Annotated in this window: 24 protein-coding genes; 9 read left to right on the plus strand and 15 right to left on the minus strand. The window is 42.5% G+C overall.

What is annotated here, in order from left to right; genetic code table 11:
- Positions 1 to 68: 68 nt before the first annotated feature.
- The 5 genes from KYJ26_RS09005 to KYJ26_RS09025 form a co-directional block, all read right to left on the minus strand.
- Positions 69 to 818 carry a YjbA family protein gene (locus tag KYJ26_RS09005; protein WP_219166942.1) on the minus strand — a complete coding sequence of 250 codons (750 nt, stop codon included), beginning with the start codon at positions 816 to 818 and terminating at the stop codon, positions 69 to 71.
- A gap of 84 nt (positions 819 to 902) precedes the next feature.
- Positions 903 to 1,124 carry a YuzI family membrane protein gene (locus KYJ26_RS09010; RefSeq protein WP_219166943.1) on the minus strand — a complete coding sequence of 74 codons (222 nt, stop codon included), beginning with the start codon at positions 1,122 to 1,124 and terminating at the stop codon, positions 903 to 905.
- Positions 1,125 to 1,261: 137 nt separating this feature from the next.
- Positions 1,262 to 2,023 (minus strand): DUF2268 domain-containing putative Zn-dependent protease, encoded by a 762-nt coding sequence (locus KYJ26_RS09015; protein WP_219166944.1) that lies wholly within the window; start codon positions 2,021 to 2,023, stop codon positions 1,262 to 1,264.
- A 96-nt stretch (positions 2,024 to 2,119) separates the two neighbouring features.
- A complete protein-coding gene (gene fabF / locus KYJ26_RS09020) occupies positions 2,120 to 3,364 on the minus strand; it encodes a beta-ketoacyl-ACP synthase II (protein ID WP_219166945.1) in 1,245 nt (414 codons plus the stop codon).
- A 48-nt stretch (positions 3,365 to 3,412) separates the two neighbouring features.
- Positions 3,413 to 4,345 carry a beta-ketoacyl-ACP synthase III gene (locus KYJ26_RS09025; protein ID WP_219166946.1) on the minus strand — a complete coding sequence of 311 codons (933 nt, stop codon included), beginning with the start codon at positions 4,343 to 4,345 and terminating at the stop codon, positions 3,413 to 3,415.
- A gap of 190 nt (positions 4,346 to 4,535) precedes the next feature.
- Between KYJ26_RS09025 and KYJ26_RS09030 the strand changes: the two genes are divergently transcribed.
- A complete protein-coding gene (locus KYJ26_RS09030; protein ID WP_219166947.1) occupies positions 4,536 to 4,751 on the plus strand; it encodes a hypothetical protein in 216 nt (71 codons plus the stop codon).
- Positions 4,752 to 4,811: 60 nt separating this feature from the next.
- On the opposite strand, the gene KYJ26_RS09035 is transcribed toward KYJ26_RS09030, so the two are convergent.
- From KYJ26_RS09035 to KYJ26_RS09050, 4 genes are all read right to left on the minus strand, one after another.
- On the minus strand, positions 4,812 to 5,000 hold the full coding sequence (locus tag KYJ26_RS09035) for a ComZ family protein (protein ID WP_219166948.1): 189 nt from the start codon (positions 4,998 to 5,000) through the stop codon (positions 4,812 to 4,814).
- Entirely contained in the window at positions 4,997 to 5,962 is a 966-nt protein-coding gene (locus KYJ26_RS09040; protein WP_219166949.1) for a BMP family ABC transporter substrate-binding protein, read from the minus strand. The genes KYJ26_RS09035 and KYJ26_RS09040 overlap by 4 nt, the downstream gene beginning before the upstream one ends.
- 116 nt (positions 5,963 to 6,078) lie before the next feature.
- On the minus strand, positions 6,079 to 6,792 hold the full coding sequence (locus tag KYJ26_RS09045) for a Rossmann-fold NAD(P)-binding domain-containing protein (protein WP_219166950.1): 714 nt from the start codon (positions 6,790 to 6,792) through the stop codon (positions 6,079 to 6,081).
- Positions 6,793 to 6,814: 22 nt separating this feature from the next.
- Positions 6,815 to 7,558, minus strand: a complete 744-nt coding sequence (locus KYJ26_RS09050) for a hydrolase (protein WP_219166951.1) — start codon at positions 7,556 to 7,558, stop codon at positions 6,815 to 6,817.
- A gap of 235 nt (positions 7,559 to 7,793) precedes the next feature.
- Here KYJ26_RS09050 and KYJ26_RS09055 point away from each other — a divergent pair, with 235 nt between their 5' ends.
- Positions 7,794 to 7,976, plus strand: coding sequence for a DUF2929 family protein (locus tag KYJ26_RS09055; protein ID WP_219166952.1), 183 nt, complete (start codon positions 7,794 to 7,796; stop codon positions 7,974 to 7,976).
- A gap of 28 nt (positions 7,977 to 8,004) precedes the next feature.
- Here KYJ26_RS09055 and clpB read toward each other — a convergent pair whose 3' ends face one another.
- Positions 8,005 to 10,596: an ATP-dependent chaperone ClpB gene (gene clpB / locus KYJ26_RS09060; RefSeq protein WP_219166953.1), complete on the minus strand. Its 2,592-nt coding sequence runs from the start codon at positions 10,594 to 10,596 to the stop codon at positions 8,005 to 8,007.
- A gap of 123 nt (positions 10,597 to 10,719) precedes the next feature.
- Positions 10,720 to 10,899, minus strand: a complete 180-nt coding sequence (locus KYJ26_RS09065; RefSeq protein WP_034763424.1) for a YjzC family protein — start codon at positions 10,897 to 10,899, stop codon at positions 10,720 to 10,722.
- Positions 10,900 to 11,092: 193 nt separating this feature from the next.
- On the opposite strand from KYJ26_RS09065, the gene KYJ26_RS09070 reads away from it, so the two are divergent.
- Entirely contained in the window at positions 11,093 to 11,902 is an 810-nt protein-coding gene (locus KYJ26_RS09070) for an undecaprenyl-diphosphate phosphatase (protein WP_219166954.1), read from the plus strand.
- 72 nt (positions 11,903 to 11,974) lie between these two features.
- The gene (locus tag KYJ26_RS09075) at positions 11,975 to 12,667 is read left to right on the plus strand and encodes a Crp/Fnr family transcriptional regulator (protein ID WP_219166955.1); all 693 of its coding nucleotides are present in this window, start codon (positions 11,975 to 11,977) and stop codon (positions 12,665 to 12,667) included.
- A gap of 59 nt (positions 12,668 to 12,726) precedes the next feature.
- Here the strand turns inward: KYJ26_RS09075 and KYJ26_RS09080 are convergent, their stop codons facing one another.
- Positions 12,727 to 13,035, minus strand: coding sequence for a metal-sulfur cluster assembly factor (locus KYJ26_RS09080; protein WP_060670294.1), 309 nt, complete (start codon positions 13,033 to 13,035; stop codon positions 12,727 to 12,729).
- A 78-nt stretch (positions 13,036 to 13,113) separates the two neighbouring features.
- The gene (locus KYJ26_RS09085) at positions 13,114 to 13,887 is read right to left on the minus strand and encodes a prolyl oligopeptidase family serine peptidase (protein WP_219166956.1); all 774 of its coding nucleotides are present in this window, start codon (positions 13,885 to 13,887) and stop codon (positions 13,114 to 13,116) included.
- Positions 13,888 to 14,075: 188 nt separating this feature from the next.
- On the opposite strand from KYJ26_RS09085, the gene KYJ26_RS09090 reads away from it, so the two are divergent.
- The 3 genes from KYJ26_RS09090 (at position 14,076) to KYJ26_RS09100 (ending at position 15,334) form a co-directional block, all read left to right on the plus strand.
- Positions 14,076 to 14,891 (plus strand): Cof-type HAD-IIB family hydrolase, encoded by an 816-nt coding sequence (locus tag KYJ26_RS09090; RefSeq protein WP_219166957.1) that lies wholly within the window; start codon positions 14,076 to 14,078, stop codon positions 14,889 to 14,891.
- 108 nt (positions 14,892 to 14,999) lie between these two features.
- On the plus strand, positions 15,000 to 15,143 hold the full coding sequence (locus tag KYJ26_RS09095; protein ID WP_219166958.1) for a hypothetical protein: 144 nt from the start codon (positions 15,000 to 15,002) through the stop codon (positions 15,141 to 15,143).
- Complete coding sequence (locus tag KYJ26_RS09100) at positions 15,143 to 15,334, plus strand: DUF3813 domain-containing protein (RefSeq protein WP_219166959.1); 192 nt, start codon at positions 15,143 to 15,145, stop codon at positions 15,332 to 15,334. The genes KYJ26_RS09095 and KYJ26_RS09100 overlap by 1 nt, the downstream gene beginning before the upstream one ends.
- A gap of 43 nt (positions 15,335 to 15,377) precedes the next feature.
- Here the strand turns inward: KYJ26_RS09100 and KYJ26_RS09105 are convergent, their stop codons facing one another.
- Complete coding sequence (locus tag KYJ26_RS09105; protein ID WP_219166960.1) at positions 15,378 to 16,115, minus strand: BsuPI-related putative proteinase inhibitor; 738 nt, start codon at positions 16,113 to 16,115, stop codon at positions 15,378 to 15,380.
- Positions 16,116 to 16,170: 55 nt separating this feature from the next.
- Entirely contained in the window at positions 16,171 to 17,025 is an 855-nt protein-coding gene (locus KYJ26_RS09110; RefSeq protein WP_219166961.1) for a YitT family protein, read from the minus strand.
- 166 nt (positions 17,026 to 17,191) lie between these two features.
- Here KYJ26_RS09110 and KYJ26_RS09115 point away from each other — a divergent pair, with 166 nt between their 5' ends.
- Positions 17,192 to 18,049, plus strand: a complete 858-nt coding sequence (locus KYJ26_RS09115; RefSeq protein ID WP_219166962.1) for a DegV family protein — start codon at positions 17,192 to 17,194, stop codon at positions 18,047 to 18,049.
- A gap of 57 nt (positions 18,050 to 18,106) precedes the next feature.
- A complete protein-coding gene (locus tag KYJ26_RS09120; RefSeq protein WP_206853045.1) occupies positions 18,107 to 18,238 on the plus strand; it encodes a DUF3941 domain-containing protein in 132 nt (43 codons plus the stop codon).
- Positions 18,239 to 18,669: the final 431 nt, after the last annotated feature.

The following is an 18,669-nucleotide window of genomic DNA, read 5'->3' on the forward strand; positions in this document are numbered from 1 at the left end:
CACTGGTCTTTTTTTCATTCTTTACTAGAAATACCTGCAAGCCTGTTAAGGACTCATGTTTACTAAATTCAATTTACCTTTGGACGATTCTCCACTTCCCAAAGTTTCTCAAAGAATGGCTGTCCCTTTATCAAATTCTCACAAAGGGTAAGATGCTTGTCCGACCAGCCATATTGGGTTTCTTCATAGAGCATTTGCCAAATTTCTTCAAAGTCCAACTCCTGGATGGTGCGGTAACGCTGTGGTGCCCATTCAGTATACCAATAGCGGATTTCTGCTGTATTGTTTGAGCTGTGAAGTTGGTCGAGTGCCATGAATAACAACTGCTTCAATTGTCTTTCTTTTCTGGTCAGTCCACTCATCATAAATGGATTCGGTGAAAGGATGTGATAGGCATCCTCTCTCTTAGGATCCTCCTGAATCGAGTACTGCACCGTTTCATGACTTTCCACCATTTCGTATACCAGTTGTTCCTGTCTCGGTATCAGCCTGCTCTTTCTGATTGGCACAGTATACCCGATTGTGTCCACGGCTAGTATTCCCGTACCATCTGTGACGATGAAGCAATAATCCAATTGTATCCGTTCATGGTTTTTTCGCAGGTATGCTTTCTGATAGACATTGTTAAGCAGTTGTTGAGGTAACTCTGATAAATCATTCTCGATGTAATGAAACAGTGCCTTGTCCACTTTAATCAGAGGAACCTGATCCAGTAATTCGATTACGTCCTCTTTTCTCCACTCATGAAAATGACAGACATTATAGCCATTTTCTTCGCCTTCGAACCAATTTACCCATACATCATGAAGATATAACATGATTGACCCCTCGCTTTGCTTCAATCTTATTTGTCAATCAGTATAGGCTATTCCGTGTAAATTTATTCCTATTAAACAGGGGTTTTATAGATAGTCGTTATTTTTTCTTCGGGGTATATAAATCGAGAGCGTGATGATGAGGATTCCTAATAGAAAAAAATAACATTCGAACCGGGTGGACACGAAGAATATATAGTCAATAAACGTCATTCCAGTCGTTAGCAGATTTAAATACATAATCAGGCTTACCCCTCCTGAAACGGCCAGTCCAAATCCTATAAAGAGTCCGAACAATTGTACCACCATACTTTCCGCCTCTATCCCTTGCAATTAGATAATGGAGCTCGTCCATGCTTACTATAGTTTATGAACAGGAAGAAAAGATATGACGAAATGAAGGAGCCGTTTTTTCTGCACAGTCCTTATCTGCTGCTGAGCAGATTTTAAGGTACAAATGTTGAGGATGGTACCCCCATAAGGGTGTTGGTAGATGAATCCCGTTTCATCCCATATTGATTAACCAATCTATATCCTGAGGCATAACCGAGCATTTTAGGATAGGCTTTCTGCCCAAGAAGCAGTTGATCATGAAGTGGACTGCTTCGTTTAATATCCAGATTCGGCTGAATCCATTTTTCATAGTATTTGGCAAGTTCTTTTTCTTCATATTCTTTTGTCCAAGGTGCTACATACTTCTCTCCACAGAATTCTTTAACTGCATTTTCAGCCAGCCCTTCAAAGATAATGGAGTCAAGAAGTGTGTATTCTGCATCTTTTTTATTTAATCGTTTCATCCTTACACAGTGATGGTACTCATGTACGAACAAGGCTTCGTATTCTTTCGGATCCTCCTGGTCTGTAACAAAAAAGAATATTTCATCTTTAAAACACACCCCGGATTTTTTCATGGATGATTGGAACATCCCTCTCTTTTCCTGCACGGGGAATAGATAAATAGGCACACTCGGCCCATTCCATTTCCGCTTATATTTTTGTTCAAAGAGAGCAAATCGGTCCCATAGCTTCTTTTCTTTCATTTTTTCGTAAGTATCTGATGCGAGACGAGAAGAGCGATACATACCGTGCTTCATAAGGTACTGATAGAACGATTGTTGATCGTCCTTGCCATTTTTCGTTTTCTTTAGAAGATCCAAAGGGTTATCGATCCATTCAGCCAACCAATCATCTGTAGGAACAACGGCCACCTTCATCCCTCTTTCCATGCTTTTTAACATGTATATGTATGAGAAGAAGGATTCACAACAAAAAGAGCCTGTTACACGTAACAGACTCTTTCATTATTAACTTTGATATTTCTTGAATACGATGGTCGCATTGTGACCACCGAAGCCGAGTGAGTTACTCATGGCTACGTTGACTTCTTGTTTTCTTGCTTCGTTTGCAACATAGTCAAGGTCACAATCCGGGTCAGGTGTTTCAATATTGATTGTCGGAGGCAGGATACTGTCTTTCATTGCAAGGACAGTGAAAATCGCTTCCACCCCTCCTGCAGCGCCGAGAAGGTGACCGGTCATGGATTTCGTCGAGCTCATGGCAAGTTTATACGCATGCTCACCGAATACTTCTTTCACTGCCATCGTTTCATATTTGTCATTATAAGGAGTACTTGTTCCGTGAGCATTGATGTAATCCATCTGTTCCGGAAGGATGCCACCATCTTCAAGTGCCATTTTCATTGCTCTGGCTCCGCCTTCTCCAGCTGGTGCCGGTGCAGTGATGTGATAGGCATCTCCGGTACATCCGTACCCGACGATTTCAGCGTAGATAGGCGCACCGCGTTTTATGGCATGCTCGAGTTCTTCAAGAACCACGATCCCCGCTCCTTCTCCCATTACAAAACCATCACGGTTTGCGTCAAATGGTCTTGAAGCTTTTTCTGGGTCTTCGTTTGTGGAAAGAGCTGTGTTTGCACAGAATCCAGCAACAGACATTTTCGTGATCGGTGCTTCCGCTCCACCAGAAACCATCACGTCAGCGTCTCCACGCTGAATGACCTTAAAGGCATCTCCGATCGAATTCGTACCTGTTGCACAAGCGGTTACGGTACATGAGTTGAACCCTTTTGCCCCTAGCATGATGGACACTTGTCCGGCAGCCATATCAGGGATGATCATCGGTACGAAGAACGGACTGACACGGCGATAACCGCGCTTCTGGAATGTTTCGTACTGCTGTTCGAATGTTTCCATTCCCCCGATGCCTGATCCGATCCACACCCCTACCCGATGAGCATTTTCATCTGTAATGGAGAGCTTTGAATCTTTTACCGCCATTAATGAGGCCGCAATTGCATAGTGAGTGAAGCGGTCCATCTTTCTTGCTTCTTTTCTTTCCACCCCGAAATCTTCTATGTTGAAGTCCTTTAATTCTGCTGCCACTTTCGCAGGATACTCATCGGCATTTAAGCGCGTTAAAGGTCCGACACCCGTTTTTCCGGCTACTATATTCGACCACGTTGATTCAACATCATTACCTAACGGCGTGACGCTTCCCAAGCCTGTCACGACTACACGTTTCTTATTCATTGAAAGAACATCTCCTTTATCTGAAGTTGAAGTTGTCATTATCTTGTATTATTTACCCCAGCGCATGATGATTGCGCCCCATGTTAATCCGCCACCGAATCCTACCATGACGACGACATCGTTGTCTTTCACTCTTCCCTCTTCCAGATCTTCGATTAATGATACTGGAATGGAGGCGGCTGATGTATTTCCATATTTATTGACGGTCTTGGACATCTTTTCTACCGGTAGTTCCAACCGTTGCCTTGCCGCTTCCATGATCCGGATATTTGCCTGATGAGGAATCAGGAAATCAACGTCTTCTTTCTTCAATCCTGCTTTTTCAATGACATTGATGCTTGATTCTCCCATCTGGCGAACAGCAAACTTAAACACTTCCCGGCCATTCATGATTAATTTCTCATCTTGATATAAGTGCTTCGCCCCTGAACCATCAGAACCTAATTCAAAAGCAAGGATGCCCTTTCCGTCCGGAACCGGTCCAAGAATCGCGGCACCTGCAGCGTCACCGAATAATACGGCCGTATTGCGGTCTTCCCAATCCGTGATCTTGGATAATTTCTCCACCCCGACGACGAGGACATGTTTATACGCTCCATTATCAATAAACTGCTTTGCCGTGATCATACCATACATAAAGCCGGCACAAGCGGCGCTGATGTCCATGGCTGCAGCCTTTTTAGCTCCCAATCGCTCTTGTAGAAGACAGGCAACTGAAGGGAATGGATAATCAGGGGTGACCGTTGCAACCAGGATCATATCAATCTCTTCAGGAGTAATCTCTGCATCTGCGATTGCCTTCTTAGCAGCTTCGAAAGCCATATCAGAGGTATTTGTTTCATTATTTGCTATTCTTCTCTCTTCAATGCCTGTTCTGGTACGGATCCATTCATCAGAAGTATCCACCATTTTCTCAAGGTCGGCGTTTGTCAAGATTTTTTCAGGAAGATAACGTCCAATTCCAATAATACCTGTATTCATACTGGCGTTCCCTACTTTCGTTTATTTTTTTCATATACTTTACGTTTATTATCAATTATTATGACTTGGTACTAATTTTATCGAAAATTTCTTCATTCTGCAATTATTTTTTACTTATTCCCCTTTTCTACACGTTTGACCATACTCGTACAACCTTCCCTGACATAGGATAGGCTGAGGGGGTGAGAATGTGTCTGAAGAACGAAAGCAACACCCATTTAACCGGATGATGTATGGTGGAAGAGAAAAAAAGATAGAAGATTCTCCTACTCGGGAAGAACAAAATACTGCGGCTGACGGTGAATCCATACTTGACTGGGTGCATTCCATTATGAATTCCATCGATGAATTAATGCCGCTCTATAAGAAAATCAGTCCATTCCTAAAACAATGGAATAGTAAATAATGTGGTTAAAACACAAAAATGACGGATCACCGAATAGTTCGGTGATCCGTCTTTGTAAACTTACTCTTTATGTAAGGCGTCCTGTTTTCCTAATTCATAGGCTTCGCTCATGACTTTAGTGAATAGCGTCATAAAAGGCTGTAACATTTCAGGTGAGAACTCAACGCCCGCTTGATCCAACTGTTCCTTTGCTTCCGGGAAGTATTTCATGGCAATCTGCATAAATTCCATTGTCTTATCTTGATTCATTGCTTCGATTCCTTTCCATTCGGCAATTTGCCTGTCTCGATATAGTTCTTTATGTGCTGCTTCATTTCAGCTTGAAAATCTTCAGGAATGACGGGACTGAATTTCCCCATGGAGATGACACCGTCTTCGAAATCAAATTCCAGGTTACCTGATTTAAGCTTGTCCCCGGCATACCTTTCGGCGACGATTTCATAAAGCTTATCAGCATGCTGAACCGTGCTTGTCAAGACAGTTGATTCCCCGAGATCCGATTGATCGGATACATACCCGATGGCAAAAAGCCCCTTTTCCTTCAGCTTTTCGATTACAGCTACATTATATCCGTCACCGGCAGGATACACAACATCGATATCCTCTTTTATCATACGGTCCAACTCCTGGAGAGCCGCAGCTTCATCATCCCAGTGATTAATGTACTTTACTTCTAGCTCTGTATCACTATTTTGGTAGTTCGCTCCATCTATAAAGCCCTGAACCTCTGGCTGCCAATCAAAGGCGGCAATCACACCGACCTTATTCGTCTTAGAGTGAAAGGCTGCTGTCATGCCTCCAAAGAAGCCCATCGCATACCCCTTGAATTGGAGGCTTGTCGTGTTTTTTTCAGTCGCATTCCCGTTAAAGCTGACAAAATGAATATCGGGATGTTCCCCGGACATGTTGTTGAATACTTCAGCATACTCACTTCCGTGACCAAACACTAAAGTAACCCCTTTTTCATCATATTCCTCTACTGCTTGCTGGATTGATGTATCATTCTTCATTCCCTCTTTATAGAAGACATCTGCATTATAATCGGATTGTATTTTTAATAAACCTTTGTATCCTTTTGTTCCCCATACTCCATCGTTCACTGCCTCAGGAACCAGTAAACCGACCTTTTCTATTTCTACGTTATTTCCTCCTGAACAACCACTCAGTCCAATCAGAACGACTAAGAAAAACGCGAAGATTATCTTCCTCATATGCAGCAACTCCTTTAAAGCCCGTGCAGCATCTATAAAAAGTACAATAGAAAATTATTACATCATCCCTATTTTACCCTCACTCTCATCCTCATGAAAAGAAAAATTTTTTCTCACTACTGAATTTCATCCATTTGTATTCCCTTTAGCTGCTGGTCAATGATGCTCTTATGGGACTTGGATGGCCTTACAATGATCTCATTTCTCCCTGATCCGTCTTGACGGAGTTCGGGTGAGAAATTTTCCTCGGTTACGTACGATAGAGCTTCAGACCAACTTTGTTCTGATAAAGATTTTAATGTGAATCTTTCTTTCTTGTTTGATAGCTTTACTATCATTCTGGCTGCGTCTTTCACAAATATTGCACCGGAAGGATCATCCGCATAATCCAAGATTTCTTTCTTCCCCATTAACAACTGTGCAAACAAAAATTGCCGGGGCTGATGAATCCCATATAAAGTTGGAAGGTGAAAGGCGGCTCCATCTGACCCGACGCCCCGTTCCTCAAACTCATTCGAATATATTCGAATCATATGGGGGGGTTGGTCCATTTTTGTAAGCAAGAGATCCACTTCCGTCAGGTACTCTAGCTCTCGTCCCTTAACACCATCATAATAAGGAAGGAAAACATTGCACCCTGATCGGACGTTCTTATCCCAATCACTATAAGGTACGTACTCAACGTTTGCGTTCCTTCCAATTTCCATCCATTTATCCGCTAACTCTTTCTTCTCATCGATAGCGGTCACAGTCCATCCTTTTTCCAGCAGAGCATTACAGAGTTCAAATCCCAGGAATTGTTGAGCAGCAAATACGAATGCATGATCCAAGTCAATCACTCCAATATATTTGTTATAACTCTTTCTCATGTAAGGAGAAATAAGAGGAAAACTTTCTTCCAAGGGAACCACGTTTCTCAGGAAGTACAATGAAAAGGTCTGTATGGGTTCCTTTTTGTAAACGCTCCGTATATATATCTTTTATGAGAGTGAATTGGTTTTTATAACGATTTAGAGTCATTGACTGAACGATATAAAGTGGGATGGACATTGCCTTGAATATTTCGTAGTCCCGGGATCGTTGTAAGATGAAGGCTTCACACTCTTCCTCCTTTACCTTCAAAACCTGTGATAGCTCTTTAATCACTTTCTTATAAAAGAATTTCTGTTCTTTCTCTTGTTCCAGATGATCGTATAATGACACACAGGGTGAGAGCATGACAGCACTGCGAATATCGTTCTCCAATTTCGGATACAGTTTCTTTAATACTAACGCTCCCATACCTTCAGCCAAAATGTGGATCTTTCCGTTGATGATTTCATTTCGCTTCACGTGTTGATAAAGTCGCCTGGCAAGTTGAACGGCTTGATCGCTACCCCAGTTCGCTCCATAAAGATTACTATAATACACAATATACCCTTTGGAAGTCAGATCTTGAATCCACTTATACCGCGCTTCATGCTGAACCCAAAAGCTGCTTTTCCCGTCTACGTAGTGATGGGAATCCCCAATGATCATTACAGCGAATCCGTTCGGGCGTTCAGGATAATGAATCATGCACCACTCTTGCTCTAATTGAAACAATCGCTGATACATTCAAATTTCTCCTTTTACATAGTAGGTCTCTATAGTTTATGTTAGGAATCCGTAAAGGTAAGGGAGATAGCCCATTGGTACCCTATTATTTACAAACTCCCTCATGATGACAGGGGTTACATTTCACAGATTCGCCATTTATTAATTGATTCAGCTGTGATAGAATATAAAAGATTGAAATGGGTTACAACATACAAAGACTTTAGTTGATTACATAGGAATGAGGTGACTTGGCGTGAGATTTTTTTGGATGTTCTTCTGGGCTTTTGCATTGTCTGAAATGTTGACTTACGTTGTGAGCTCTATGAATGGAATCGAATTCCATTTTCAAACAGGATTGATCCTTACCGTTTGTTTCGCGGTATTGGTATTCCTTATCACGCTTGTTATTCCAAACGAGCCTGTTGAAAACCATTAAAAAAAGCAGCCATATTCGGCTGCTTTTTTTATTGAATTATTAATCCATCTTTCACTGCATCGATGGTGATGATCTGGCCGGTTCGTATGTTCCCGGCAATCAGCTCCCTGGCGAGTTTCGTCTCGATTTCCCTTTGGAGGTATCTTTTTAAAGGACGCGCACCATAAACCGGATCATATGCGGATTGAGCGATAAAGTTTTTCGCTCCTTCTGTGAGAGAAAGCGTGATATGCTGATCCTGCACCCGGTGTTGAAGATTTTCTATAAGCTTATCGATGATCCCTTTTATATTTTCGATACTCAGTGGTTTGAACAGGATGATGTCATCCACCCGGTTAAGAAATTCAGGTCGGAATGAAGTGCGCAGCTGTCCCATCACCAGGTCCTTCGTTTCTGAATCAATCTCTTCTTCTCCTTTGTTACGTTCCAAGAGATGAGCAGAACCTATATTGGAAGTCATAATGATCACTGTATTTTTACAGTCAATCGTCCTGCCTTGTGAATCGGTGATGCGACCGTCATCGAGCATCTGCAGAAGAATATTGAACACTTCCGGATGTGCTTTTTCGATTTCATCCAGCAAAATGACGGAATAAGGCTTACGCCTGATTGCTTCTGTCAGCTGACCGCCTTCTTCATAGCCAACATAACCCGGAGGTGCACCGATCAACCGGGAAACCGCATGTTTCTCCATGTATTCAGACATATCGATTCGGATCATCTGCTCCTCACTATCAAACAGCGTTTGAGCAAGGGTCTTAGCAAGCTCGGTCTTTCCAACCCCTGTTGGACCTAAGAAAATAAATGAACCGATTGGTCTGTTCGGATCCTTGATCCCTGCCCTTGCCCGGATGACCGCGTCACTGACCAGTTGGACAGCCTCATCCTGTCCGATCACCCGCTCATGGAGAATGCTATCAAGCTTCAACAACTTTTCCCTTTCACCTTCTACAAGCTTGGTCACAGGGATACCGGTCCATCTCGCCACAATGTTGGCCACTTCCTCTTCTGTCACTTCTTCCCGCAAGAGACGTCCTTCCTGTTCTTTCATCATTTCCTGTTCTACTCTTTGGAGCTCTTTTTCCATTGCCGGAATCCGCCCGTGCCTTAGCTCGGCGGCTTTATTCAAGTCATAATCACTTTCGGCTTCTTCTAACAGGCGACGAAGTTTTTCAAGTTCTTCCCGTTTCTCCTGAACGACTGCGATACTTTCTTTTTCCTGTTGCCATTTTAATTTCATGCTATTCGCTTTTTCCTTGAGATTGCTTAAATCTTCACGAATACGGTCAAGACGTTCAAGACTTCCTGAGTCCTTCTCTTTATTCAATGCAGCTTCCTCAATTTCAAGCTGCATCACTCTACGGGTCACTTCATCTAGCTCTGAAGGCATCGAGTCGATTTCGGTTCGGATCATCGCGCATGCCTCGTCGATCAAGTCGATCGCTTTATCAGGCAGAAACCGGTCAGATATATAGCGGTCGGACAGTCTGGATGCAGCCACGATGGCACGATCATGAATATTGACACCATGATGGATTTCAAACCGTTCCTTTAAGCCCCTCAAGATGGAAATCGTATCTTCTACGTCCGGCTCCTGAACAAGAACCTGCTGAAAGCGCCTCTCCAAGGCGGGATCCTTTTCGATATACTTTCTGTATTCATTGAGGGTGGTTGCCCCGATACAATGTAGTTCTCCCCTTGCAAGCATCGGTTTCAGGATGTTCCCTGCATCCATGGCTCCTTCGGTTTTCCCTGCTCCAACAATGGTATGAAGCTCATCAATAAACAGAAGAATGCGTCCTTCACTCTTTTTTACCTCTTGCAATACGGCCTTCAGACGCTCTTCGAATTCCCCCCTGAACTTGGCTCCCGCCACTAATGAGCTCATATCCAATTCAAAAATGGTCTTATCTTTCAAACCTTCCGGAACGTCCTTTCTGACAATTCTTTGTGCAAGACCTTCAACGATGGCCGTCTTTCCTACACCAGGCTCACCGATCAGGACCGGATTATTTTTTGTTTTCCGTGAAAGGATACGTATGACATGACGAATTTCACTATCCCTTCCGATCACCGGATCGATCCTTCCTGAACGCACGTCTGCCACAAGATCTCTTCCGTATTTTTTTAACGCTTCGTACTTCACTTCGGGATTTTGTGTCGTCACCCTGCTCCCTCCTCTAATTTCTTCAATGATTTCGATTAATTCTTTTTCGAGTATTCCATGGTTCATTAAGTAGGTTGTAATGGGATGTTTCTTCTGTTTCCAAATGGACAGGGCAAGATGTTCAATTGATATATAGTCATCTCCCCACTTGTTCTTCAGATTCTCACTGTCCTGCAAAAGTTGATGAATATCCCTGGAAAAAAACTGCCCATATTGGACCCCTTCCCCTTCTACAGAAGGAATATCGTTCAACTTCTCATGAATCCATTCCACCATGCCGTGAACGTTTAGCCCAGCCCGATCATATATGGTACCGAGGAAGCTGTCTTCTGACATTAACAGGGACTTCCATAAATGAAGGGTGCCTACATCTGTATGTAGCTTTTCTTTGGCCGATTGCCCCGCAGACACCAATCCTTCTTGAATGCTGTGAGTCATATTATCAAAATCCATCATATTCCACCTCGCATTTGACCTTTATTGACCTTAATGACATTATATCGGTTTATACGAAAAAAAGGAAAGAAAAAGGAACAAGGAAACCTCTTGATTACGAAGCACCCTTGTTCCTCTTGTTTATGGCTTTCTCATATACGACCAAAGACGATTATGATTGGAGTTCTCAGGAAACCTGTCCCCTGCTTTCAAGCGCAGTTTTTGCGGATTTTTCACCATGCTTCCGGTTTCACCGATTTCTATATACTCACCATTATTAGGCGCTTTTTCCCCGGCCCTGAATTGTCGTGACTGTCCCATATTACCCCTCCTTTTTCGAAGCGATGCTTCCTTCCTATTTTTCTACAAGCCGGTTCTTTCATGCATGCCAGATGAAGGATAAATATGATAAACACGTTACGGTTCGGTTAACATTGGGAAAAAGGCTTTACAGTCTTTCCCTTTATGGTGTTAAATTAAAAAATGTGGAGAATAAAAGCTTGGAGGATATACAATGGATTTTTTTCTGATCATGAAATACTTATTTTTAGGGATTTTTCAAGGGTTTACAGAACCTATCCCGATTTCATCGAGTGGACATCTGCTGCTCGCTCAACATTTTCTTGGCATCAAAGACGCTACCCTGACGTTCGAAATGCTCGTCAATACCGCTTCATTGCTTGCTGTACTCATTATTTACCGTGAAGATATATTCCGTCTGATCGTAAATGGATTGGGCTATTTCAAACATAAAACACCTGAAACGAAGCGTGACTTCCATTTCATTGTCTACTTACTGATCGGGACAATCCCTGCAGGGGTAATTGGTGTATTATTCGGTGATGTGATCGAGAAGCATTTAACAGGTATTTATACTGTAGGAATTACTCTAATTATCACAGGTATCGCACTTTGGTTAATCCGTAACCTTAGAGGAAGAAAGAATGATGGAGACTTGAATGTGAAAGATGCCATCGTCATCGGACTTGCACAGGCGGTAGCCCTCATTCCTGGTATCAGTCGATCAGGCGCAACCATCGTAGCTGCCATGGCTAGTGGAATGAAAGCAGAAACAGCTTTGCGCTTCTCATTCCTGCTTTATATTCCCGTGAGTGTAGGAGTCATGGTATTCGGAATCAGTGATCTGATGAATGATGAAAATTTAGCAACCATGGCGATTCCTTACTTAGTAGCATTCGTAGCTTCTCTGATTGCTTCTTACTTCTCCTTGAAATGGTTCATGAATATCATGGCTAAAGGGAACTTGAAATATTTTGCCATTTACTGTGCTGTCGTCGGTGCGGCTGTTCTTATTTTCGCTTAGTCCTCTTCTATCCGTCCGGTGCCTTTGTTAAGATATTATAATAAGACATTATGATGGAAATGATGTGATCTCATGAGTGAAAATCTTGAACTTCCAATTGGGATAAAGCAATTATTTATTGAGAAAAACAACATTAGAAAGGTTAAAAAAGGACGATTTTTGTTTCAGGAAGGGAAATCGGCCCACGAGCTATATTTAATCCAGAGAGGTCGCGTTCAAATCAGTAAAGTCATTCCTGATGGACGCGAATTATCCCTCCGCATCTGTTCAAGCGATGATGTCATCGGCGAGTTAACGTTGTTTTGCAAAGATGCTACCTATATGCTCAGTGCCAAGGTACTTGAGGATTCTGACATTTTTGTATTAGGGAAGGAAGTCTTTGAAGAGAAGCTTTCCCAGAACGGTGATTTGACGATTGCATGGCTGAAATGGATCCAGCATCAAAATCATCAAAATCAGACAAAATTCCGCGACCTCATCCTACATGGAAAAAAAGGTGCCCTGTATTCTACCCTGATCCGAATGACCAATAGTTATGGTAAAGACGTTGAAAAGGGCATTCTGATTGATTTCCCATTAACCAATCAGGAATTGGCGAACTTCTGCGGATCATCCAGGGAAGTTGTGAACAGGATGTTGAGTGACTTAAAGAAAGAGAATGTGCTTGTTACAGAAAGAGGATATATCACCATCCTGGACCTTGATTATCTGAAGGATGAAATCGACTGTGAACATTGTCCGGTTTCGATTTGCCGAATCAATTAATCATGAAAATCCCCATGGGGCAACAGTTGCCCCATGGGGATTTTCATGTATTTCAGTTATTAACGTATGCCTAATGCAATCTTCGCATATCGGGACATATTGTCTTTGCTCCATGGTGGATTCCAGACGATGTCTACTTCAGTTTCTTTAACTTCAGGAATATCCCTGAGTGCCGTTTTCACTTGATCTACGATGGTTCCGGCGAGTGGGCATCCCATTGACGTCAATGTCATGGTGACCGTCGCCTTCCCTTCTTCATCCAGATCAACATCATATACTAAACCTAAATTAACAATGTCTATTCCTAATTCAGGGTCGACAACCTGTTCCAATGCACCCATCATGTTATCTTTAAGGTCTTGGTCCATGCTAATCACTCCTTTATGCTTGTCTTTTATCCATTTTCACTACTCATCTTAACAAATAACCAGGTATAAAACAAAAGGTTAAGCTGATAGATGCTTACTAAACCACTCGACGAGTTGTAATACGCCTTCCCGCGACACCTTATGATCGGCTTTATCATCTTCAATAAAGAGCAAATGATCTTCATTACTTTCATAATAAGGTAAAATGCTTTCATAGAATTCCCGGGTCAGATTGAACGGTACAACTTTGTCCCGTTTCCCATGCCAGAACATGAGTGGCCTTCCCTCAAGCTTTTCAGGTTGAAGGCTTAAATCGTAGCGTGCAAGTTCTTTCATCATCTGATCGATTTCCTCTTCGCTGAAAGGTATTTCATATCCTAAAGATGCTACTTGTGACAGCTGTGCCTCTGCAAACTTTACATATGTAGGATTACCCATCAACGAAACGGCAGAGGATATCCACTGATATTGTGTCAGGGCACCTAATGTCACGATCCCTCCCATGGACGTACCGGCAACTCCGATTCCATTCGGAAGGATGAGGCCTTTTTCTTCAAAGTGTCCTTTTAAGATCGATATTTCATGAATTGTATTCAAAACAATCTTCCAAAAGACTTCTCCTAATTGATATTCGGATTTCCCTGTTGTACGTTCTCCATGCTCTAAGCAATCGGGAAGGATCACCCTGAATCCTTTCTCCGCCAGAAGATAGGCGTAGTGAAGATTATGCTCTTTCGCACTCGTGAAGCCATGAATGAAAAAGCATGTGGGCAGCGGTTTATCTATGTTCTCTTCCTTTACAAGATGAAGAAATGGGATTTTCTGAAAAATTGACTTATCGACTAGAATCATGTTTGTCCTCCCCCTCCTGACTGCATTTCACTTTACTATGATATCCTAGATTTGGTAGTATGTATAATATTTAAATCGTAAGCGTTTGTAAACATTCTTTAAAGCCAATAAACAGGATATGGACAGCGTTCAAGTTGTCACGATACACTAGAATAGCCTTAAACCAATAAGATTGGGGATTTGAATTGATGAACTCACAAGAAAAACACCTGATTGTTCTGGATCTTGACGGAACATTATTAACCGATGAGAAGAAAATTTCACCAAAAACCCACGATATACTGAAAAAAGCACGCCTCAAAGGGCATGAAGTGATGATCGCAACGGGAAGGCCTTTCCGCGCGAGTGAATTATATTATCAACAATTGCAGCTTGAGACTCCCATCGTTAACTTCAATGGTGCTTTCGTACATCACCCATCCGATCCATCCTGGGGCCTGTACCACGAACCGATGGATTTAAAAGTGGCGAAACAAATCATCGATGCATGTGAAGAATTTAAGTTTCGCAACATTGTTGCAGAAGTGATGGATGATGTTTATCTCCATTATCATGATGAGAAGATCATCGATGTCTTCATGATGGGGAATCCAGCCATCTCTACTGGTGACATTCGCAATGTACTGTCAGATCATCCCACCTCCATGCTCATCCATGCCGAGGAAGAAGATGTTGCAGAGATTCGTGCACATTTGGATGACGTTCATGCCGAATTAATCGATCATCGCCGGTGGGCCGCTCCTTGGCATATTATCGAAATCGTTAAGACCGGCTTGAATAAAGCGGTGGGTATCGACCGGGTAGCTTCCTCATTAAACATCCCGAAAGAAAGGATCATCGCATTCGGGGATGAAGACAATGATCTTGAAATGCTTGAATACGCCGGGACTGGTGTCGCCATGGGAAATGCCATAGATCCACTGAAGGATATTGCAAATGAAGTGACACTTTCAAATGAAGAGGACGGGATCGGCCGCTATTTACAAAAACGCTTCGACCTTTAACTTTTTTGGCAGTGGTGGGTATATCTTCTTACTGTATGATCCCCCTTTGTTAGCCATACTAGTAAAGAACGCGACTCTGCGTTCCAACTTGCAAAAGGGGTGGTAGTGATGGGTAGAAATAAATCAAAACGATTTGTACAACAAGGTAAAATTGCTGTATCAAAACATGATGAGCGAATCCCGTATCATCTCACGTATGCTGAAGCCGAGGCGAAGAAGCTTGCTTCCAGTGAATCAGGGGGCCTTGAGTAATGAGTAATCCATTATTTCAACAAGCCCGCAGCGCTGTCTCTTCTGCCAAACAGGCGTGCAGTTCGGGGCAAAATGCTCAAATGTCCATTGATAAAGCAAAGAATGCTTTGTCTTCTGCTTATGCGAATTCAAATGTTGAAGAACAAAAGCAGCTTCATGCTCTTCAAGATGAGTTAAACCGCCTATCATAACGAACATCAAGACAGGGTTGCCCACTATGGACAACCCTGTTATTCATGGCATCGTTATCACATATGGATGAATGATCTTTCCATCCCCATCATCCCGCTCATACAGACTCAATATCAATTGACCGCTTTTCCCTTTCACTTCTTTAAGAACGATGGCAAACTCCGACCAGTTAGGCGCTTCCTTATTCAATTTATGCAATGTTTCTGAGATAAGCACTCTATGCCCATCTTCCACTGAATAATAGAAACTTCCATTCGATACACGGGCTTGCCCGCTGATTGTATAGACCCCTTTGATTTCTCGAAATTTCACATTTCTGAAAGAGGGATTTTCTTCAGGTATTTGAAAAGCAGCAGTTGCGCGTAAAGGGTGACTGAAACCACTCATGTCTTCACCCATTAGCACCGCTTCAATTGTATAGTCACCCTTCGGCACGCGTTTCCCTCCGTGAACATAATCCCATCGTTCTTTCCAGATCTTCGTACCGCCCCTTTTCAATTCGATGGTCTGAAAAGCCTGTAAAAATGATTTTCCCACACTGTATCGATAAACCACTTTTCCCTTCTCATTTTTGATGGTAAAGTCAAACATTTGACTTGTAGGGAATGTGATGCTCATGTCTCGTTCACTATTGTTGTAAAGGAGCAGTTGGATTTCGACTCCTTCTTCTCCAGGAAGCGCATCTACTGAATAAATCAAAGGTACTCTTCCGGCATAAGCGGTCAGTGATGAAGACATAAACAGGATAGAACTGAAAAGTATATACAGTATCGTTTTCAAAGGTGATGCCCCTTTCTATCTAGGTTCACCTTTAGTATTTGTTAATTATAAGAATCTAATCTTTTCTAAAGAACCCAAATATCCCGGTTGTTTGGACGATATTCGTAAACGCATTGGGATCTACGTCCTTGATGGTATGTTCCAGCTCATATAATTCATATCTTGAAATGACGATGATCAACATTTCTTTATCTTCACCAGAAAAAGCCCCTTTGGCGGGTAATGTGGTAATTCCCCTCACCAGTTTGGAATGAATGGCTTCCCTCAATTCATTTGATTTTTTCGTGACGATCATGGCCGTCAGCTTCTCATGACGGGTATGAATGGCATCGATTACCCGTGTAGAGGCATACAATGTGACTAATGTATATAGTGCTTTTTCCCATCCGTAAAGGAAGCCTGCAGACGTGATAATAACAGCATTCATCAAGAAGAAATAAGACCCCACGGGCTTATCTTTCATTCTGGAGAGAATCATGGCGATAATGTCCATCCCCCCGGTTGAAGCCCCCCATTTCAACGTGATCCCGACACCAACCGCAGCAATGACCCCACCGAATACGGCATTAAGAAGGATATCCGGTGATAATTTAATGACCGGTATCACCTCCAGAAAAAAGGAAGTCAAAAATACCGAAATAAAGCTATAAACAGTGAAGGAACGGCCCACCTTCAGCCATCCCAGAATGGTTACCGGAATATTAAGGATGAATAATAATATACCTGTTGAAATATTGAACGGTGCAAATTCCTTCAGTACGCTTGACAGCAACTGGGCAAGTCCCGTAAAGCCGCTGGCGTATACGTTTGCTGGTATAAGAAAGAAATTCATGGCAATGGCCCCTAACAGGGATCCGACCAAAACCACGACAAATTTCTTAGCTTCTAGTTGAACATGATCTCTGGACATACACATACCTCCTGCATCTAGTTGTTATTTTCTATGTTCCACATTATATCTTAACTAAACTCCCCCAGCTAATCATCTTTTTATCATAAATTCATGGTTAATCGATTGTTATTTTCATCAAAAGTAGCTAGACTGAAACTATAAGACCAGTCAAAGGATGATGAGAATGACAGTTAAATTATTTGCCGATAGTGCAAGCGATCTTCCAGCTGCCTATTTCAAGGAACACAACATAGAGCTTCTGCCCCTTAAAGTACATATAGATGGTCAAGATTACGAGGACTTGATCACCATCGAACCCGAAACGGTATTCAACAAAATCAGGGAAGGCCATATGCCGAAAACGTCTCAAGTATCACCCGACCTTTTTTTAAAAAGGTTCACTGAGCTTGCAGAATCAAATCAGTCAGGCATTTACGTCGCTTTCTCCTCCCAACTTTCAGGGACGTATCAAACAGCTGTCATGATCCGCGACCAGGTAAAAGAGGACTATCCGGATCTCGACTTGACCATCATTGATTCAAAATGCGCCTCACTTGGCTACGGATTGGTCGTCATGAAAGCAGCTGAACTTCTCCAGAATGGAGGTACAAAGGAAGAAATCATACAAGCCTCAAGTTTCAACTCAGAGCACATGGAACATCTTTTTACCGTAGAAGATTTAGAATATCTCGCTAAAGGAGGCCGCGTTTCAAAAGCCTCTGCCTTTCTGGGTGGGCTGTTGAACATCAAACCTCTTTTGCATGTTGAAGATGGGAAGCTCGTACCGATTGAAAAAATGCGTGGAAAAAAGAAGCTTCTTAAACGCATTCTTGACTTAATGGAAGAACGCGGTGAAGACCTTTCCAACCAGGTCATCGCCATCAGTCACGGTGATGACAAAGAACTCGCTCTTGAGATGAAACAACTCATTCAGGAAAAATTCTCACCGAAAGACGTATATATTAGTATTATCGGGTGTGCCATCGGATCTCATACAGGGACAGGAACCTTAGCCATATTTTTTCTGAATCAACACTCATAAACTCCCCTCCTACTCCTCATACTAAAAGGGAGATCCAATATGGAAGGGAGCATCACCATGTCACATACTTCTGATAACGAAAAAAAGGCCAGAGACAACAATGCCCTGCGCCAGGAGAAAAATAAAATCAAAGAAGTGAACCGAAAAGCAGGAAAAAATCAATACTCTAAGAAGACGGACCATCTGTAAGGGATGGACTGGAAGAAGGCACGGGCTCTTTCATGAGGCCGTGCCTTTTTTATTTTAGGCTATTTTCGTAAACATTGTTGCTTTTGGATGTAGCGAGTGGCGGTTGATTTCCGCTACAGGTGCTCGCTTTCCGCGGGGCTGGCGATGAGCCCCCTCGGCTGACGAAACGTCCGTGGAAAGCGGAGCAGTTCCCTTCACCCTCCTTCACCACAACCTAAATGACAGAGCATCGAAAATCTTAGTTTGGATACGAATCGCAACAATCTTTGCGAAAACAGCCTCATTTCAACTCCCATGAAAAAGTTTAGAAGTTTCTCATATATTCTCGACTTACCCTCTCAACCTTTATAAAAAATCCACTTCCACCCGATAAAGAAGTTGTATGTCCCCACACAGCTTGTCTATAATGAAAGAAGGAAAAAGTATGGAGG

Origin of the sequence: Rossellomorea orangium (genome assembly GCF_019334305.1) — a bacterium.
Classification (GTDB): Bacteria; Bacillota; Bacilli; order Bacillales; family Bacillaceae_B; genus Rossellomorea.

What these genes read in the sequence shown, in the direction of transcription:
- KYJ26_RS09005 (WP_219166942.1), bottom strand. Translation starts at nt 818, where the DNA reads ATGTTATATCTTCATGATGTATGGGTAAATTGGTTCGAAGGCGAAGAA.
- KYJ26_RS09010 (WP_219166943.1), bottom strand. Translation starts at nt 1,124, where the DNA reads ATGGTGGTACAATTGTTCGGACTCTTTATAGGATTTGGACTGGCCGTT.
- fabF (WP_219166945.1), bottom strand. Translation starts at nt 3,364, where the DNA reads ATGAATAAGAAACGTGTAGTCGTGACAGGCTTGGGAAGCGTCACGCCG.
- KYJ26_RS09025 (WP_219166946.1), bottom strand. Translation starts at nt 4,345, where the DNA reads ATGAATACAGGTATTATTGGAATTGGACGTTATCTTCCTGAAAAAATC.
- KYJ26_RS09035 (WP_219166948.1), bottom strand. Translation starts at nt 5,000, where the DNA reads ATGAATCAAGATAAGACAATGGAATTTATGCAGATTGCCATGAAATAC.
- KYJ26_RS09040 (WP_219166949.1), bottom strand. Translation starts at nt 5,962, where the DNA reads ATGAGGAAGATAATCTTCGCGTTTTTCTTAGTCGTTCTGATTGGACTG.
- KYJ26_RS09050 (WP_219166951.1), bottom strand. Translation starts at nt 7,558, where the DNA reads ATGTATCAGCGATTGTTTCAATTAGAGCAAGAGTGGTGCATGATTCAT.
- clpB (WP_219166953.1), bottom strand. Translation starts at nt 10,596, where the DNA reads ATGGATTTTGATAATATGACTCACAGCATTCAAGAAGGATTGGTGTCT.
- KYJ26_RS09065 (WP_034763424.1), bottom strand. Translation starts at nt 10,899, where the DNA reads ATGGGACAGTCACGACAATTCAGGGCCGGGGAAAAAGCGCCTAATAAT.
- KYJ26_RS09070 (WP_219166954.1), top strand. Translation starts at nt 11,093, where the DNA reads ATGGATTTTTTTCTGATCATGAAATACTTATTTTTAGGGATTTTTCAA.
- KYJ26_RS09075 (WP_219166955.1), top strand. Translation starts at nt 11,975, where the DNA reads ATGAGTGAAAATCTTGAACTTCCAATTGGGATAAAGCAATTATTTATT.
- KYJ26_RS09080 (WP_060670294.1), bottom strand. Translation starts at nt 13,035, where the DNA reads ATGGACCAAGACCTTAAAGATAACATGATGGGTGCATTGGAACAGGTT.
- KYJ26_RS09085 (WP_219166956.1), bottom strand. Translation starts at nt 13,887, where the DNA reads ATGATTCTAGTCGATAAGTCAATTTTTCAGAAAATCCCATTTCTTCAT.
- KYJ26_RS09090 (WP_219166957.1), top strand. Translation starts at nt 14,076, where the DNA reads ATGAACTCACAAGAAAAACACCTGATTGTTCTGGATCTTGACGGAACA.
- KYJ26_RS09095 (WP_219166958.1), top strand. Translation starts at nt 15,000, where the DNA reads ATGGGTAGAAATAAATCAAAACGATTTGTACAACAAGGTAAAATTGCT.
- KYJ26_RS09100 (WP_219166959.1), top strand. Translation starts at nt 15,143, where the DNA reads ATGAGTAATCCATTATTTCAACAAGCCCGCAGCGCTGTCTCTTCTGCC.
- KYJ26_RS09110 (WP_219166961.1), bottom strand. Translation starts at nt 17,025, where the DNA reads ATGTCCAGAGATCATGTTCAACTAGAAGCTAAGAAATTTGTCGTGGTT.
- KYJ26_RS09115 (WP_219166962.1), top strand. Translation starts at nt 17,192, where the DNA reads ATGACAGTTAAATTATTTGCCGATAGTGCAAGCGATCTTCCAGCTGCC.
- KYJ26_RS09120 (WP_206853045.1), top strand. Translation starts at nt 18,107, where the DNA reads ATGTCACATACTTCTGATAACGAAAAAAAGGCCAGAGACAACAATGCC.